The sequence below is a fragment of the Mesorhizobium sp. DxT genome (genome assembly GCF_058448885.1).
Genome location: NZ_JBZFLJ010000003.1, coordinates 217,400 through 233,249, shown reverse-complemented (window position 1 = coordinate 233,249; position 15,850 = coordinate 217,400). Strand labels below are relative to the sequence as shown.

13 protein-coding genes are annotated in these 15,850 nt (G+C 65.1%); 5 read left to right on the top strand and 8 right to left on the bottom strand.

Annotated elements, in window-relative coordinates; translation table 11 throughout:
* The first annotated feature begins 11 nt into the window (after nucleotides 1-11).
* Entirely contained in the window at nucleotides 12-1,070 is a 1,059-nt protein-coding gene (gene ocd, locus ACVJNE_RS08245; RefSeq protein WP_499564574.1) for an ornithine cyclodeaminase, read from the top strand.
* Here ocd and ACVJNE_RS08240 read toward each other — a convergent pair.
* From ACVJNE_RS08240 to mtnK, 8 genes are all read right to left on the bottom strand, one after another.
* Nucleotides 1,067-2,140: a DUF1513 domain-containing protein gene (locus ACVJNE_RS08240; RefSeq protein WP_499564572.1), complete on the bottom strand. Its 1,074-nt coding sequence runs from the start codon at nucleotides 2,138-2,140 to the stop codon at nucleotides 1,067-1,069. The two genes, ocd and ACVJNE_RS08240, sit on opposite strands and share 4 nt — an antisense overlap.
* Nucleotides 2,141-2,153: 13 nt before the next feature.
* Nucleotides 2,154-3,212, bottom strand: coding sequence for an imelysin family protein (locus ACVJNE_RS08235; protein WP_499564570.1), 1,059 nt, complete (start codon nucleotides 3,210-3,212; stop codon nucleotides 2,154-2,156).
* Entirely contained in the window at nucleotides 3,209-4,717 is a 1,509-nt protein-coding gene (locus ACVJNE_RS08230) for a di-heme oxidoreductase family protein (protein ID WP_499564568.1), read from the bottom strand. Before ACVJNE_RS08230 ends, ACVJNE_RS08235 begins: the two co-directional genes overlap by 4 nt.
* A 24-nt stretch (nucleotides 4,718-4,741) precedes the next feature.
* Nucleotides 4,742-6,004 (bottom strand): imelysin family protein, encoded by a 1,263-nt coding sequence (locus ACVJNE_RS08225; protein WP_499564566.1) that lies wholly within the window; start codon nucleotides 6,002-6,004, stop codon nucleotides 4,742-4,744.
* Nucleotides 6,005-6,080: 76 nt separating this feature from the next.
* Nucleotides 6,081-7,217: an alpha-hydroxy acid oxidase gene (locus ACVJNE_RS08220; protein ID WP_499564564.1), complete on the bottom strand. Its 1,137-nt coding sequence runs from the start codon at nucleotides 7,215-7,217 to the stop codon at nucleotides 6,081-6,083.
* A gap of 121 nt (nucleotides 7,218-7,338) precedes the next feature.
* The gene (locus ACVJNE_RS08215) at nucleotides 7,339-8,559 is read right to left on the bottom strand and encodes an alpha-hydroxy acid oxidase (protein WP_499564562.1); all 1,221 of its coding nucleotides are present in this window, start codon (nucleotides 8,557-8,559) and stop codon (nucleotides 7,339-7,341) included.
* 80 nt (nucleotides 8,560-8,639) lie between these two features.
* Nucleotides 8,640-9,731 (bottom strand): S-methyl-5-thioribose-1-phosphate isomerase, encoded by a 1,092-nt coding sequence (gene mtnA, locus ACVJNE_RS08210; protein ID WP_499564561.1) that lies wholly within the window; start codon nucleotides 9,729-9,731, stop codon nucleotides 8,640-8,642.
* Nucleotides 9,728-10,996: an S-methyl-5-thioribose kinase gene (gene mtnK / locus ACVJNE_RS08205; protein ID WP_499564559.1), complete on the bottom strand. Its 1,269-nt coding sequence runs from the start codon at nucleotides 10,994-10,996 to the stop codon at nucleotides 9,728-9,730. The genes mtnA and mtnK overlap by 4 nt, the downstream gene beginning before the upstream one ends.
* 162 nt (nucleotides 10,997-11,158) lie before the next feature.
* Here mtnK and ACVJNE_RS08200 point away from each other — a divergent pair, with 162 nt between their 5' ends.
* From ACVJNE_RS08200 to ACVJNE_RS08185, 4 genes are all read left to right on the top strand, one after another.
* A complete protein-coding gene (locus ACVJNE_RS08200; protein ID WP_499564557.1) occupies nucleotides 11,159-12,664 on the top strand; it encodes a sugar ABC transporter ATP-binding protein in 1,506 nt (501 codons plus the stop codon).
* The gene (locus ACVJNE_RS08195) at nucleotides 12,664-13,650 is read left to right on the top strand and encodes an ABC transporter permease (protein ID WP_173188262.1); all 987 of its coding nucleotides are present in this window, start codon (nucleotides 12,664-12,666) and stop codon (nucleotides 13,648-13,650) included. The genes ACVJNE_RS08200 and ACVJNE_RS08195 overlap by 1 nt, the downstream gene beginning before the upstream one ends.
* A 46-nt stretch (nucleotides 13,651-13,696) precedes the next feature.
* Nucleotides 13,697-14,743, top strand: coding sequence for a substrate-binding domain-containing protein (locus tag ACVJNE_RS08190; protein WP_499564554.1), 1,047 nt, complete (start codon nucleotides 13,697-13,699; stop codon nucleotides 14,741-14,743).
* Nucleotides 14,744-14,863: 120 nt separating this feature from the next.
* Nucleotides 14,864-15,820 carry a sugar-binding transcriptional regulator gene (locus ACVJNE_RS08185; protein ID WP_499564552.1) on the top strand — a complete coding sequence of 319 codons (957 nt, stop codon included), beginning with the start codon at nucleotides 14,864-14,866 and terminating at the stop codon, nucleotides 15,818-15,820.
* Nucleotides 15,821-15,850 lie beyond the last annotated feature (30 nt).

Below are 15,850 nucleotides of genomic sequence, written 5' to 3'. Positions count from 1 at the left end.
CGAGGTGAAGCATGAGTGGGCTTGTCGCCAGAAACCTGAACATGGTGCCCTTCGTCAGTGTCGAAGACATGATGAAGCTGGTTCTGAAAACGGGAACGGAGCGTTTCATCCAGGAGCTGGCGGGCTATGTCCGGGATGATTTCGGGCGCTGGGAGAAGTTCGACAAGACGCCGCGTGTCGGTTCCTACGGCCATGAAGGCGTCATCGAGCTGATGCCTACGAGCGACGGCGAGCTCTACGGCTTCAAATATGTCAACGGCCATCCGAAGAACACGCGCGACGGTCGCCAGACCGTGACGGCGTTCGGGGTGCTTGCCGATCTCGGCAACGGCTACCCCATGCTGATTACCGAAATGACGCTGCTGACCGCGCTGCGCACCGCCGCGACCTCGGCGCTGGTCGCAAGCCATCTCGCGCCCAAGGGATCTCACACGATGGCGCTGATCGGCAACGGCGCCCAATCCGAGTTCCAGGCGCTGGCCTTCCGGTCCCTGCTCGGCATCGAGCGGTTGCGGCTCTACGACGTCGATCCGGCTGCGAGCGAGAAGTGCAAGGCCAATCTTTCCCCGCTCGGCTTCGAGATCGAAATCTTCCGGAGCGGCGAAGAGGCGGTGGAAGGAGCCGACATCATCACCACCGCCACGGCCGACAAGCGCAACGCCACGATCCTGACCGACAACATGGTCGGGCCGGGTGTGCACATCAACGCCGTGGGTGGCGACTGCCCCGGCAAGACCGAGCTGCACCGTGACATTCTTCTCCGGTCCAGCATCTTCACCGAGTTCACACCGCAGACGCGGATCGAGGGCGAGATACAGCAGCTCGACGCGGACTATCCGGTCACCGAGTTCTGGCAGGTCCTTGCAGGCACCGCCGACGGCCGGCGCGGCGAACGTGACATCACGCTGTTCGATTCCGTCGGCTTTGCCATCGAGGATTTCTCGAGCCTGCGTTACGTGCGCGACCTCGTTGGGCCGACCGGGCTCTACGAGGAACTCGACATGCTCGCCGACCCCGACGATCCGCGCGACCTTTTCGGCATGCTTCAGCGAGCCGCTGCGCGCCTCTAGCCGATGCGGCGCAGGTGATTGTCCCAGCCGACGGCAGGCTGTTCCGCGATGGATCGAAGCCGGCTTTTCGCAATGTCGACCGCTGCAATCGTGCCCCGCCCGCTGGTCGCAAGGATGCCGCCGTCTTGCAGCGGCGCGATACCGCAACCGTCCGCGAGTGGGGTCTGCCCTAGATTGCGGCCGGTGGCCGCGTCCCAATAGGTGATCAGTCCGCCGAGCGGCGACGAAGTCGCGACGATCTCGCCGGACAGATCCACGGCCAGCGAGCCGACATAGTTGTCGAGCGCGCGCAGGGTTTCGGTCGGGCCTGCAAACAGCACAGGCTCCTCGCCGCGCCGGTGACGCCCGACCAGAGGTGGCCTGTCGGCAGCTTCGCCCTCATACTGGCAGCCGAACCAGACGGCACCGAAGGCATCGACCACGAGGTGGCGGATCGAAAGACGGTGCAGTTCGGGCGCCAGCCGGACCTCTTCGACCAATTCGCCACTGTGCAGGTCGACATAGGCGAGGCTCGGCGTCATCTCGTCGAGATTGAGCTTGATGCCGTCATAATCGGGATGGGTAAGGATGCCGCCATTGGCGACGCACAGCGTGCGCCCGTCCGGCATCAGCACCAAATCGTGAGGACCGACCCCGCCGCTCGCGAACTCGCCGATGCGGCGGCAGCCGGCCGCAACGTCGTAGACCCCAAGTACGCCGCGGCCTCCATCATAATCGTTCTCCGAGGCGAGCAGCAACTTGCCGTCGCTCGAGAAGATGCCGTGTCCGAAGAAATGGCGCCCGGGCGCCGCCACCAACGGCAGCGGGTCCTTGCGATTGTCGACGTCGAAAAGCACGGCGTGGGTGCCGGGCGCGCGGTCGAACGCGACCGCCATCCGGTTGCGCGCATCGATCGCGAAGGAATGACCACGCGCATCGACGGGGATGGAGAAAAGTTCCGAGCCGCCACTGTCAAATACCGCGATGGCGTGGCGGCCGGCTTCAGTGCGGGCGGCGAGGAAAAGCGGCTCGCTTTCGTGTGCCGCAAGAACGTTTGCCGGCGCAACCAGAAGTCCGCCGAACAGCGCCATCAATCGTCTGCGGTCAATCTCCATCGAGCGCATTGAACCCCATGGTCAGCCCGAGCGCCGCCGAAAGGTCCTCGGAGACAATGTCCCGCGCGTGGTCGAGCGCCAGCAGCGCCACGGTCATGTGGCCCCGCGCCGCCTCGTCGGCGAAAGCCGCTTCCGCCGGCAACCCGATCTCGCCAAGCTGCGTAGAAGCCGTGTTCAGCTCGAAGCGCAGCGAGTCGAGCGCATAGGCCTGGTCCGACGGAACGGTTTCGGCATAGCCGCTCGCGTCGAGCAGCGCCTGCACGCCGCCAACGCGTGCCCGTGCCAGAGCGAAGGTCAGGTCACTACGCCACAGCGGGGCGCGGCGGCCATTGGCCTTTTCCGGCGTTTCGCCAAGCGGCGGACGCAGTTCCGCCGCGCCGAGAAACTGCAACGCCGTCGACATCGCCTTGACGATCTCGCCGTCCACTTCCTGTGCCGACCGGTAGATTTCGGCATCGGCGGACGGTGCGGTGAACGACCGGGCAAAGGCGGTATCCGGCGACCAGCCGTCCAGCGTTTCCTCGGCGATCACGCCGATATTGCGGGAAATAGCGGCGGCATAGGCACACCGGAACGCGCCATGGCTGCTCGCAAGCTGCTCTGAGCCACTGCCGAACAGCACGAACTCGAGCGCCGGAATACCCTGCAAGGCAGCGCTCTTTTCGGCAAGCGTTTCCTGCCGGGCAGCAGTGTCATCCGCCTTCGCGAGAATGCTCTGCACCTGCCTGAGCGCGATTCCGCGCGGGTCGGGCCAGAAGAAAAGGCGCTCGATCCGGCTTTCGGCCGCCAACGGTCCAAAGCGCAGAACGCTCGCACGGCCGAAACCGGTGACGAGCGTGTCGAAAGTCTCCCGCGCAGCCTCCAGCCTTTCCACGCCGGGTTCGGCGCACAGGGCATCGACAGCAATGCTGTTGCGTTCGGCCGCATCCACCAGCGCCTGCAAGGTCGGTCGCGCGAACTGATCGGCGATCCGCGTCCCTGCGCCATCGGCAGCCTGCGCGGCGAAACCGGGCAACAGCAGGAACATCAGGAGAATAACGCGTCTCATAACGACTCCAGGAAGGCGATCAGGGCGTCGCGCTCAGCCTTCTCCATCTTTGCGAAAGCATCGCGAGAAGTCTGGGCCTCGCCACCATGCCACAGGATTGCCTCCACCAGCGATCGGGCGCGCCCATCGTGGAGAAAGCCCGCTTCGGCGCTCACCTGATGCGCGAGCCCGATGCCCCAAAGCGGTGGCGTGCGCCATTCGCGCCCGTCCGCCAAACCTTCCTCGCGGTTGTCGGCCAGCCCTTCACCCATGTCGTGAAGCAAAAGGTCTGTGTACGGCCAGATCAGCTGGAACCGGTGCGCCTTGTGCCCGGCGTTGCGGCTCGTCACGAATTTCGGCACGTGACAGCTTGCGCAGCCGGCTTCGTAAAAGGCCTTCTTGCCGGCCAGAACCTGTGGCGCGTCGATCTGCCGTCTTACGGGCACTGCCAGATTGCGGGAATAGAACACCACGAGATCGAGCAGCTCCCGAGGTACCTCCTCGTCGCCGAATTGCGATTGCGCCCCGTGTGGCAGCGACCGGCACTCGGGCTGACGTTCGGTGCAATCGCCCCAATGGTCGGACGCGATCGGCGTCGAAAGCCCCATGTCGCCGGCAAAGGCATGCGCGGTCTGGCGCTCGACCGTCGGCTCGACGGCCTTCCAGCCGAACCGGCCAAGCACCAGCCCGCCCTTGCCGTCGCCGACCATGTTGGGGCGTCCGGAGATACCGTCGCCATCGATGTCGTCCGGATCGGCAAGAGCCAGAATATCGGCGTCGTGGATCGCCTCCAGCAGCCCCATGCCGCTCATTGGCGGTGACACGCGGGCCGACATCTTCAATCCGTCCAGATCGGCGTCGGGAGACCTGTCCACTATCGAAAGCTGGGGGCGGCGCAGCGCGACGATCTCGCCGCCTTCGAGCTTTACGAGTTCCTCGCTGTAGTCGATGCGAATCCTGCCCTCCGGGTTCAGTCCGGCGGCGGCGTTGTCCTGAAGCTGGAAACCCAGCACCGGATGCGGCGCGGCCGGCTGCAATCCCTTTTCTATCCGCTCCCGCTGTCCGGCGTCGGGCGCCACCGACAACCGAACGAGCAGCGATGTCGCATTGCCTTCCGGCTCCAACGGTGCGTGGCCCCGACCGTCCTTGATGTGGCAGGCCTGGCAGGCGCGTGCATTGAAAAGCGGGCCCAGCCCGTCCGAAGCGATGGTCGACGACGGCGCGGTGACCCAGTCCTTGCGGAAAAGTCCGTTGCCGACCAGAAAACGCTGCTCATCCTCGAAAACGAGATTCTCACCGGGATGAGAAAGCGCGTTGGCGTCGGAGACGCGCTTGGTGGTGCCTGCCCCGCCCTGCATCAGCTCGAACGGCTCCGGCCGGGAGAAATCCGTCGCAGGACGTGTCACGGCCTCGACGCGTGCGCGGTCGGCCTCGGAAAGGTCGTCGCGGGACGACTGCGCCGCCGCGACGGTTGCTGGCATGAGCAGCAGTGCGACGGTCAGGACCCTGGCGGAAAAGCTTGGCATGGTCCCGCGGTTACGAACCGCGCCTTATTCGAAGACGGCGTCGGGATTGTCGAGGCTGTCGGAACCTTCGATGGTGACACCGCCAAGGTCAAGCGCTGCGATCACGCGTTCGAGCGAGCGGGTCTGCTTGACCAGCCCGTCGATGACGGCCTGCACCACCGCATTGCCCTCCTCGTTGCCCTCGCCGATCATCTGGTCGTAAGCCTCGCCGGCTTCCGCGCGCGTCTTGAGCGCGGCCGCAGCTTCCACGGTCGCTGCAAGATCAGCCTCGATCTCGTCGGCGACCGCCGCATCCTTCTCGCGCACGAATTCGGCCAGGGAGGCACCCGACACAGTGGAACCGTCCACGCGCTTGTAGCTGCCGTGATAGACGTTCGAGATGCCCAGCACGTCATAGTAGTGCGAATTGTGGGTGTTGTCGGAGAAGCAGTCATGCTCCTCCTCCGGGTCATGCAACAGCAGACCAAGCTTCATGCGCTCGCCTGCCAGCTCGCCGTAGGACAGCGAGCCGAGACCCGTGAGGATGGCGGACAGCCCGGCTTCGGGCGACTCCCCGGTCAAGGCCGCACGCGCCGCGCCATCCGTCTGCCAGTTGGCGACCATTTCCTCGAGATCGGCGATCAGCAGGTCAGAGGCAGATGCCAGGTAGGCCGCGCGACGGTCGCAATTGCCGTTGCTGCAATTGGCAGTGTCGAAATCAGCGGCAGGCCGCGCGCCGGCGCCAGCGTCCGTGCCGTTGAGGTCCTGTCCCCAGAGCAGGAACTCGATCGCGTGGTAGCCGGTCGCGACATTCGCCTCGATGCCGCCGATCTCCTGAAGCGACTGGAGCAGTTCCGGCGTGATCTCCGAGGCGTCGACGGACTCGCCGGCGGCGCTGACGGAGGCGTTGGCAATGATGTTGACGGCGTAGAACTGGTTGGTGTCGCTCTCCATGCCGTAGCTTGGGTCGACATAGTCGATGAGGCCTTCATCGAGCGGCCACGCATTCACGCGGCCCTCCCACTCGTCGACGATGGGATTGCCGAAGCGGAACGCCTCCGTCTGCTGGTAAGGCACGCGGGCGGCAAGCCAGGCTTCACGCGCGGCCGTCAGATTGCCTTCGGTCGGGTCGGCGGCCAGCGCCTCGATCGCGGCGTCCAGCTGCTGCGCCGTGTTCAGACTGTCTTCGTAGCCGGCCAGCGCGATGTCGGCATAGGTATCCAGAATGGCGGCAGGCTCGGCGGCCTGCGCCTGCGCGCATAGCGCCAGCGGAGCAGCAGTCAGAAGCAGAATGCGGGCGAACGACATGGCAGTAATCCTCCGTGGTTGCCCGCTATATCTCACGCTAAAACATGAATATCAAGGTCAGCTTATGAAGCGTTTCCTAGCGCGCCAGTACCGAGCCGTCGACGTCGGTGATGCGTCGCTTGCCGCACAGTGCCATGGTGATGTCCAGCTCCTTGCGGATGATTTCCAGTGCCAGCGTCACGCCTTCGCGGCCCATGGCCCCGAGCCCGTAGAGGAACGGGCGGCCGATATAGGTGCCCTGCGCACCAAGGGCGATGGCCTTCAGGACATCCTGACCGGAGCGTATGCCGCCGTCGACATGAACCTCGATCCGTCCGTCGACGGCCTCGACGATACGCGGCAGCATCGAGATCGAAGACCTTGCGCCGTCAAGCTGGCGGCCGCCGTGATTGGAGACGATGATCGCGTCGGCGCCCGTCTTCGTCGCCATGCGGGCATCCTCCTCGTCCAGAATACCCTTGATGATGAGCTTGCCGCCCCAATGCTCCTTGATCCAGGCGACGTCGTCCCATGAAAGCTTCGGGTCGAACTGCTCGGCGGTCCAGGACGATAGGGACGACAAGTCGCCCACGCCCTTTGCATGGCCGACGATGTTGCGGAAAGTGCGCCGCTGCGTACCCAGCATCGCAGCACACCAGCGCGGGCGCAGCGCCATGTCGAACAGGTTGGCAAGCGTCAGCTTGGGCGGGGCCGACAGGCCGTTGCGGACGTCCTTGTGGCGCTGGCCGAGGATCTGCAGGTCGGCGGTGAGCACGAGGGCGGAGCAATTCGCAGCCTTGGCCCGGTCGATCAGATTGCGCACGAAGTCGCGGTCGCGCATCACGTAGAGCTGGAACCAGAACGGCTTCGTCGTCACCGACGCCACATCCTCGATCGAGCAGATGCTCATCGTCGACAGCGTGAAAGGAACGCCGGCCGCCTCGGCCGCCTGCGCGGCCAGCATCTCGCCGTCTGCATGCTGCATGCCAGTAAGTCCGGTGGGCGCCAAGGCCACGGGCATCGATACCTTCTCGCCGATCATTGTCGTTTCCAGCGAGCGGTCGGTCATGTCAACCAGCACACGCTGGCGCAGCTTGATGTCGGCGAAGTCCTCCTCGTTGGCGCGATAGGTGCCTTCGGTCCACGCGCCGGAATCGGCGTAGTCGAAGAACATGGTCGGCACGCGCCGCCTGGCGAGTTCCTTCAGGTCGGCGATGGTGAGGAGATGGGACATTGCGTGGCCTGCATGCGGATGAACATCTGGCCTTGCGGCCGGCTGGCATTTCGGATGCCGGAATTTTTGCCCCCGGCAAAGAAACCAAATGCCTGCGGATGCCCCGCTCTGCAAGTCTTCTCTATGCCGAAGCGTCTGATTCCGCCGATCGCGCAAGCCGGATCAGCATGCGGGGATGCAACTCGTCCAGTGTGTTGATGCCCAGCAGCGCCATGTTCCGGTCGATCTCGTCGTGAAGGATGGAAAAGGCGTGGCGCACGCCGGGCTCACCGCCGATGGCTGCGGCATAGATGAACGGCCTCCCCAGAAAGACGAACGATGCGCCGAGCGCCAGCGCCTTCAACACGTCCGTTCCGCGCCGGAAACCGCCGTCGATCATCACCGGGATACGGCCGCCGATCTCCTCGGCGACCGCAGGCAGGACACGCAGCGGAGATGCCGTGCCGTCGAGCTGCCGGCCGCCATGGTTGGACAGGATCACGCCGTCGGCGCCGCGATCGAGCGCGATGCGCGCATCCTCGCGCGTCATGATGCCCTTGACGATGAAACGCCCCTTCCACCGCTTGCGGATGAGGTCGAAATGATCCCAGCTCAGCCTGTCCTTGGGTCCGAACTGGCGCACGACATTGCGCGACAGGATCGCCGATCCGCGCTCGACCGACGCATTCTCGAAATGCGGCATGCCGTGCCTGACGATCGTCCGCAGGAAGGTTCCAAGGCTCCAGCGCGGCCGCACCATGCCATCCCAGAACAGTCGTGGCGTCGGCCGCATGGGCGTCGAGAAGCCGTTGCGGATGTTGTTCTCGCGATTGGCCATGACCGGCGTGTCCACCGTCAGCACGAGCGTACCGAACCCTGCCTGCGCGACACGATCGACGAGCGCCAGCATCCAACGCTCCTCTCCGGGCACGTAGGCCTGAAACCACGCCTGCGGATTGGCAGCGACGATCTCCTCCAGCCGGATCAGCGACGTGCCGCTCATGATCATCGGGATGCCGCTGGCGGCGGCAGCCTGCGCCAAAACCAGATCGCCGCGATAGGCGGAAAGCGCGCTAAGACCGACAGGCGCGATGCCGAAGGGTGCGGCATAGGTCGTGCCGAAAAGCTCCCGCGTCTGCGAGCGCCTGGAAACGTCGATCAGCGCGCGGGGCAGGAAACCGAACTCGGCAAAGGCCGCGCGGTTGTCGTGCAGCGACGCGTTGGTTTCGGCGGCACCCGAGACGTAACCGAAGACCGGTCTCGGCAGATGCCGGCGCGCCGCCACCTCGAAATCGTCGAGCGCCAGAATGTTGCGCAACCGGCGCGGGGCCGTTGCGGGCGTCCCGTCATATTTCACGCTCATGCAGTTCTTCCCCCGACGACAGGAAAACCATCTTCGCGCCGGCGGACGCACCCCGCAACTGCAAAAGGCCTGCTGGCGGATCAGCTTTCGGGAAACAGCCCCTTCAGCCCTTCGGCTGAGGCTTCGGCGATACCGCGCTCTGTGATGAGGCCGGTCACGAGCCGCGCCGGCGTCACGTCGAAGGCGGGATTCGCCGCCTCGGTCTCGTCCGGCGATATGCGAACCTGCACCACCTCGCCGGAGGGCGCGCGGCCCCAGACCAGAGACACCTCGTCGCCCGAACGCTCCTCGATCGGGATTTCGGCGAGGCCATCCTTCACCGTCCAGTCGATGGTTGGCGACGGCAGGGCGACGTAGAACGGAACGCCGTTGTCGCGCGCGGCCAGCGCCTTCAGATAGGTGCCGATCTTGTTGCAGACGTCGCCATTGGCCGTGGTGCGGTCGGTGCCGACGATCACCATGTCGACCTGGCCGCGCTGCATGAGATGGCCGCCGGCATTGTCGACGACCAGCGTGTGCGGAACGCCGTGGCCAGCCATCTCCCATGCGGTGAGCTGCGCGCCCTGATTTCGCGGCCGTGTTTCGTCAACGTAGACGTGGACGGGAATGCCCTCTTCCGTGGCCATGTAGATCGGCGCGGTGGCGGTGCCGTAGTCGACGGTCGCCAGCCAGCCGGCATTGCAATGGGTGAGGATGTTGACGCTCTCACCCGGCTTCTTCGACGCGGCGATCTGGCGGATCAGCGTCAGGCCGTGCGAGCCGATCGACCGGTTGAGCTCGACGTCCTCGTCGGCGATCTCGGCAGCGCGCGCATAGGCGGCGTCGGCGCGTTCAGCCACGGGCAGCGGCTTCAGGAGCCGCGTCATCTCATCAAGCGCCCAGCGCAGGTTGATCGCCGTCGGACGTGTCTCGTGAAGCGTATGCCATACCGCTTCCAGCGCTTCGTCGGACGGATCGGCGCGCATGGCGATGGCGACGCCGTAGGCCGCAGTGACCCCGATCAGCGGCGCGCCACGCACCCACATGTCGCGGATTGCGGTTGCGACGCCCTCGACGCTCGACAGGCTGACGATCCGAAACTCGTGCGGCAGCCAACGCTGGTCGATGATGTCGACCGCTCTGCCATCGTCGTTGAGCCAGATAGTACGGAAATGCTTGTCACCGACCCTCACGCCACCGCTCCCGTCTCTATCAGCGCTGCAAGCGCATTGGCTTCCTTCATGCCGTTCAGATGGGCACGGTTGACGGCGATCTGCCGTCCGAACTTGAGCGCTTTCGCCTCACATCGCGCCCGCATGTCAGAATCCTCGATCGTCTCGAAGTCGGCGTTGTGCGCGAGACCGAGGATGCGGCGGTGAATCTCGATGCCGGCGAAACCGAGCAGGTCGACCCACATCTCGCGCAGCACTTCGCCCAGCGCCTGCTCCGCGCCGAGCGGGTCGTCCTGCGCTTCGAACAGGCTCTTCTGGTAGAGGATGCCGTTCCGCTCGGTGCGCCACAGGCGCGAAAACTCGACCACGAAGCCGTTCCAGCAGCGCTCCAGCACATCCAGAAGGTAGGCGCGCATCGCGTCGCGATTGCCCTCCTGCTCATGACCCGACTGGGAGAAATAGGACATCCAGAAATTGGCGAAGAGCATGCCGACATCGAAGGCCATCGGGCCATAGAAGGCGAATTCGGGATCGATGACCCTGGTGTCCGTCTCCGTGACCATGATCGAGCCGGTGTGCAGGTCGCCATGCACGAGCGTCTCCGCCCGTGCGGCAAAGATGTGTTTCATGCGCTGCGCGGCAACCTTGAGGTCGCGGTCGGCACGCAACTCGGCCACCAGACCGTCGAGCTGCGGTGAGGTGTGCGAGTTCATCTCCGCGTCGAAATAGGGGTCGGAGAAAACCAGGTTCTCGGTGATGTCGCACAGTTCGACATTGTCGGCAAAGAGCGCCAGATCGGCCTTGCGCTCCCGGGTCTGCATGGAAAGGTCCGACCCGCGGAAAAGCGTGCGCGCCATGAACAGTGCCAGGTCGTCGGCAATGCGCGGCAGCATCCGGCTGTCGATCAGCGCGCGGCGTAGGATCACGTGCGGCGACAGAAACTCCATGACGATCAGCGCCTGCTGCTCCTCGAAATGGAAGATCTCCGGCACCTGGCCGGGCGCGCGGGCAGCCTGGCGCGTCAGCGTATGGTATTCGAAGAAGGATCGCTTAAGCGGCAGCGGCCAGCTTTCCCCGACAAGGCGCACATAGGGCAGGGCCTGCTTGACGATCACGCTGCCTTTGTCGCCGTCGACGATGAACACCAGGTTGAGGTTGCCATCACCGACCTCGCGGACGCGCCATGCGGACGAATCGTCTCCGAGACGGGCGCGCAGCGCCTCCAGCCCACCCAGCCTCGGGCCCAGCGTTTCGGCATTCAGCGCCTCGAAAGATGCGGCGTCCATGCAACTCCTCCCGTCACTGCGCATGGTTGCGGATACGGTCTTGATACGCCGGTTCTCCGCCTCTGAGGGAAAACGCTAGAGACGAGACTGGCAATTGTCAATCATGTTGACAATTGCCGATACAGTGCCGTAGCGTCCGGTGCCAGGGAGGAGTTGGCGGCCATGGAAGCCATGTTCCGCATTGCGGGTCTGGAGAAGGCGTTTGGCCCCATTCGGGTGCTGAGCGACGTCGATCTCGAGTTGCGCGCAGGCGAAGTCACCGTACTGATGGGAGCCAACGGCGCCGGCAAGTCGACGCTGGTGAAGGTGATCAGCGGCGTGCATGCGCGCGACCGCGGCACGATGCACCTTTCGGGCGAGCCATTCGACCCCGCCTCACCCGCCGAGGCAATCCGCGCCGGGGTGGTGACGGTTCACCAGAACATCAATGACGGCGTGGTGGCCGCCCTCGACGTCGCCACGAACCTGACCATGGACAGGCTCACCGGCAAGGGCGCGCCGCTGCTTTTCAATCCGCGCCGCGTCAGGCGCGAGGCGCAGGCGGTCGCCGACCGGCTTGGGCTGCAGGTCAACCTTTCCGCCAGCATCTCCGAGCTTTCGCTCGCCGACCGGCAGATGGTGGCCATCGCGCGCGCCATGGCGCACGAGCCCAAGGTTATGATCCTCGACGAGCCGACATCGTCGCTGTCGAGCGCGGAAGCCAACCGGCTGTTCGCGGTGGTCGAGCGGCTGCGCGAGCATGGCGTCGCCATCCTCTACATCTCGCACCGCATGTCCGACATCCGCCGCATCGCGGACCGCATCGTCGCGCTGCGGGACGGCGTCATCGCGGGCGTCTTTGCCGACAAGCCGCTCGACTACGAGGGCGCGGTCGACGCGATGCTCGGCCGGGCTATGGATCTATCGACGGTATCGGTGAAGGACGCGACGCGAACGGTCTTCGAAGCCAAGGACCTGCGCATCGCAAACCAGGCCAGACCCTTTTCGCTTGCGCTCGGCGACGGCGAGGTGGTCGCGATCACCGGGCTTGTCGGCGTCGGCAAGACGGCGCTTGCCGAGATGCTTTTCGGGGTGCGCCGGCCGCTCGGCGGGACGATGACGCTGGAGGGGCGCGAGTATCGCCCTCGTTCGCCGGCCGACGCCATAGAAGAAGGCGTCTTTCTCGTCGCCAAGGATCGTGCGGAAAGCGGCATCGTCGCCGATTTCAATCTCTACAAGAACGTGAGCCTGCCGTTCCTGCGTCGCCTTGCCCGGTTGGGCGTGTCGCAGCCGCGCGCCGAGCGCGCAATCGCCCGCCGGCAGATCGAGGAACTCGGCATCGTCTGCCGTGGCGAGCGCGACCGGATGCAGACCCTTTCCGGCGGCAATCAGCAAAAGGTGATGGTAGCACGCTGGACTGCGCAGCCTTCCTCGCTGCTGATCCTCGACGAGCCGTTCCAGGGCGTCGACATCGCCGCAAGGCGCGACATTGCGGCGAAGCTGCGCGCCGGCGCGGCGGGCAGGGCGACGCTCCTGTTCCTGACCGAACTCGACGAGGCACTCGAGACCGCCGACCGCATCCTCGTGATGTCGGAACACACCATCGTCGGCGAGCACCGCAATGCCGGCCTGGACATGGACAGACTGCTGGCGCAGGTCGCCGGCGAAGATATACGAGGCGCCGCCTGATGGCCGACACCGTCATCCGCTACGGATTCCTGGCCCTTCTGGCCGCACTGATCGTGTTCTTCGCGTTCGCCGCACCCGGCTTCGCTTCGCCGCAGAGTGCCGTCTTCATCTTCCAGTCGGTTGCCATCACCGGCATCCTAGCGCTGGGCGTAACGGCAACGCTCGTCGTCGGCGGCTTCGACCTGTCCATCGGCTCGGTCGCCACCAGCGCGATGATGGCAGCCGCCTACGCCATGGTCGTGCTGGAGCAGAACGCGCTTGTCGCGGTGCTCTTCTGCCTGGCCATCGGCGCCCTGGTCGGCCTGGTCAACGGCATCATCATCGTCTACATGCGCGTGCCCGACCTGCTGGCCACGCTCGGCATGATGTTCCTGCTGGTAGGGCTGCAACGCATCCCCACGGAAGGCCGTTCCATCGCCACCGGCATGACGATGCCCGACGGCTCGACGGCGACCGGCACATTCAGCCCAACCTTCCTGGCGCTCGGGCGACACCGGCTCGATTTCTTCATCGACAACCTGCTTCCGGTCTCCGTCGTGGTGTTGCTGGTGCTGGCAGTGCTGATCTGGTTTTTCCTCGAATTCACCCGGTTCGGGCGGATGATGTATGCCGTCGGCAGCAACGAAAAGGCGGCTGAACTCGCAGGCGCGCCGGTCAAGGCCTACAAGATCTGGGCCTATGTGATCTCCGGCGTCTTCGCATCGATCGGCGGCATCCTGCTCGCCGCGCGTCTCGGCCGCGGCGACATCGCCTCCGGCAACAATCTGCTTCTCGATTCGGTGGCCGCCGCGTTGATCGGCTTCGCGGTGCTGGGTGCCGCCAAGCCGAACGCCTTCGGCACCGCAATCGGCGCTCTCTTCGTGGGCGTCCTGCTGCAGGGGCTGACGATGATGAACGCGCCCTACTACACGCAGGATTTCGTCAAGGGCGCGGTTCTCGTCGTCGCCCTCGTCTTCACATTCGCGCTCTCCAACAGGGCGAGATGACGGGTTCAACAAGGCTGCAACAAGCCACAAAGTGGAGGAAACGAGCATGAGCATTACCCGCAGGACATTCAGCGCCCTTGGGCTGGCCACGGCCACCGGCCTCTTCGCCTTGCCGGCGCTGGCGCAGGACCGGCCAGCGCCGTTCGACAATCCCGCCGACGTCCAGATCGCGCTGGTGCGGTATCTTTCCACCGGCGACTTCTTCCAGGCCTATCTGGCCGGCGTCGAATCGCAGGCCAAGGCGCTGGGCGTCGACCTGCGCGTGCTGGACAGCCGTCAGGACGCGGCGCTGCAGGCCGACATGGTCGACCAGGCGATCGCGCTCGGCGTCGACGGTATCATCATCCAGCACGGCCTGACCGAATCGATGAAGGAAGCCGCACAGCGCGCCGTCGATGCCGGCATCAAGGTCGTCGCCTTCGACGTGAATGTCGAGAACGAGGCGATCCCGCAGATCGAGCAGTCCGACCGCGACCTCGCAAGGCTCGCGCTGGAACAGGCTATCGAGGACAATGGGGAGGCCTGGAAGGCAGCCTATGTCTACGTCGCCGGCATCGCCCCGCTCGACCGGCGCGACGAGACCTGGCGCGAATTCAAGGAACGCTATTCGGGCATCGAGGAAGTCGCCATGTTCGGCACGCTCGACAATCCGATCGCCAACTCCGTCGCCAATCAGGCGCGCTCGGTGCTGACCGCCAATCCCGGCATCCAGGTCGTCTTCGCACCCTATGACGAGTTCGCGAAAGGCGTGAAGATCGCGGTGGACGAAGCCGGGCTTTCCTCGGACATCAAGATTTATTCGGCCGACATTTCCACCGCCGACATCTCGGCAATGCGTGAGCCCGGCAGTGCATGGGTCGCGACGGCCGCCACCAACCCGGCCGTCGTCGGCCAGGTTTCGGTGCGCGCGCTCGCCATGATGCTCGCCGGCGAGGAGCCGGGCGCCAGCGTCATCGTGCCGCCGACGCTGATCACGCAGGCCGAACTCAACGACAGCGACATCAAGAACATGGAGGAATTGTCGGCCAAGATGCCCCAGTTCAACCATGCCGATGTCGCCATGCCTGCGTGGATGCCGAACCCGAACGAGTAGGCGGTTTCAAGCTTCGGGCGGGGCGGTTCGCAACGGACCGTCCCGCCCGTTTCACCTTACCGGTCTCGCTCGCACGCAGTACGTACTTTTGTCATTACGACGAAAGGAAGGGACAGAGCCATGCCAATCCGCCCCGGCGACCAGATCGTGCACAAGGCCGCGTGGCTCTACTACACGCATGGCCTGCGGCAGGACGAGGTCGCGCGGCGTCTCGACATCTCACGCGCGTCGGTGGCGCTCTACCTGCGCAAGGCGCGCGAAAGCGGCATCGTCACCATCGCCACGTCGACGCATCTCTTTGCCAGCGACGTGCTGGCCCGTCGGGTCGAAGACACCTACGATCTTGCAGGCGTATGGGTCGCGCCCGAAACGGGACCGGTCTTCGAGCCCGCCGTCGAAATCCCGGCACTGGCGGCAAGCGTCTTCCTTTCGCTGGCGGCCAGCGGCCAGAAGATAGGCATCGCCTGGGGCCGAACGGTCTATTCGATCGCCGACGTCATGTCCTATGCAGATCTTCAGGACGTTACCGTCGTGCAGCTTTGCGGCAATCTCGGCGCGCCCTACTCCTATCGACCGGACCAGTGCACGATGGAAATCGCCCGCCGGCTCAACGCCAAGGGCCTCAATTTCTACGCACCGCTGGTCCTGTCGAGCGAGCGGCTGGCGCGCGAACTGCGGGACGAACCAGTGATCCGCGAGCAACTCGCGGGCGTGTCGGATTGCGATCTGGCCCTGTTTTCCGTCGGCATGGTCGACGAGGACGCCCACGTGGTCAAATGCGGTGCGATGACCGCCGACGAGGTGCACGCCCTGCGCGATCGGGGAGCGGCGGGCGTGATCGCCGGACAGATGATCGACGCCACGGGCGAGCTCCTCGACTGCGACTACAACCGGCGGGTCATCTCCGCCGACTTCGCCTCTTTCCGGCATATCCCGAAGCGGATGATGGTCGTGCAGGAAAGCGCCAAGCTCGACCCGCTCAAGGCCGCCCTTGCCGGCAAATTCGCAACCCATCTCGTGCTTTCGCAAAGCATGGCCGAACGCCTTCTCGCCGAGGCGGCCAGTTCCGCCGCCTGACATTCGTATCCTCCCAACACCACTGACGGA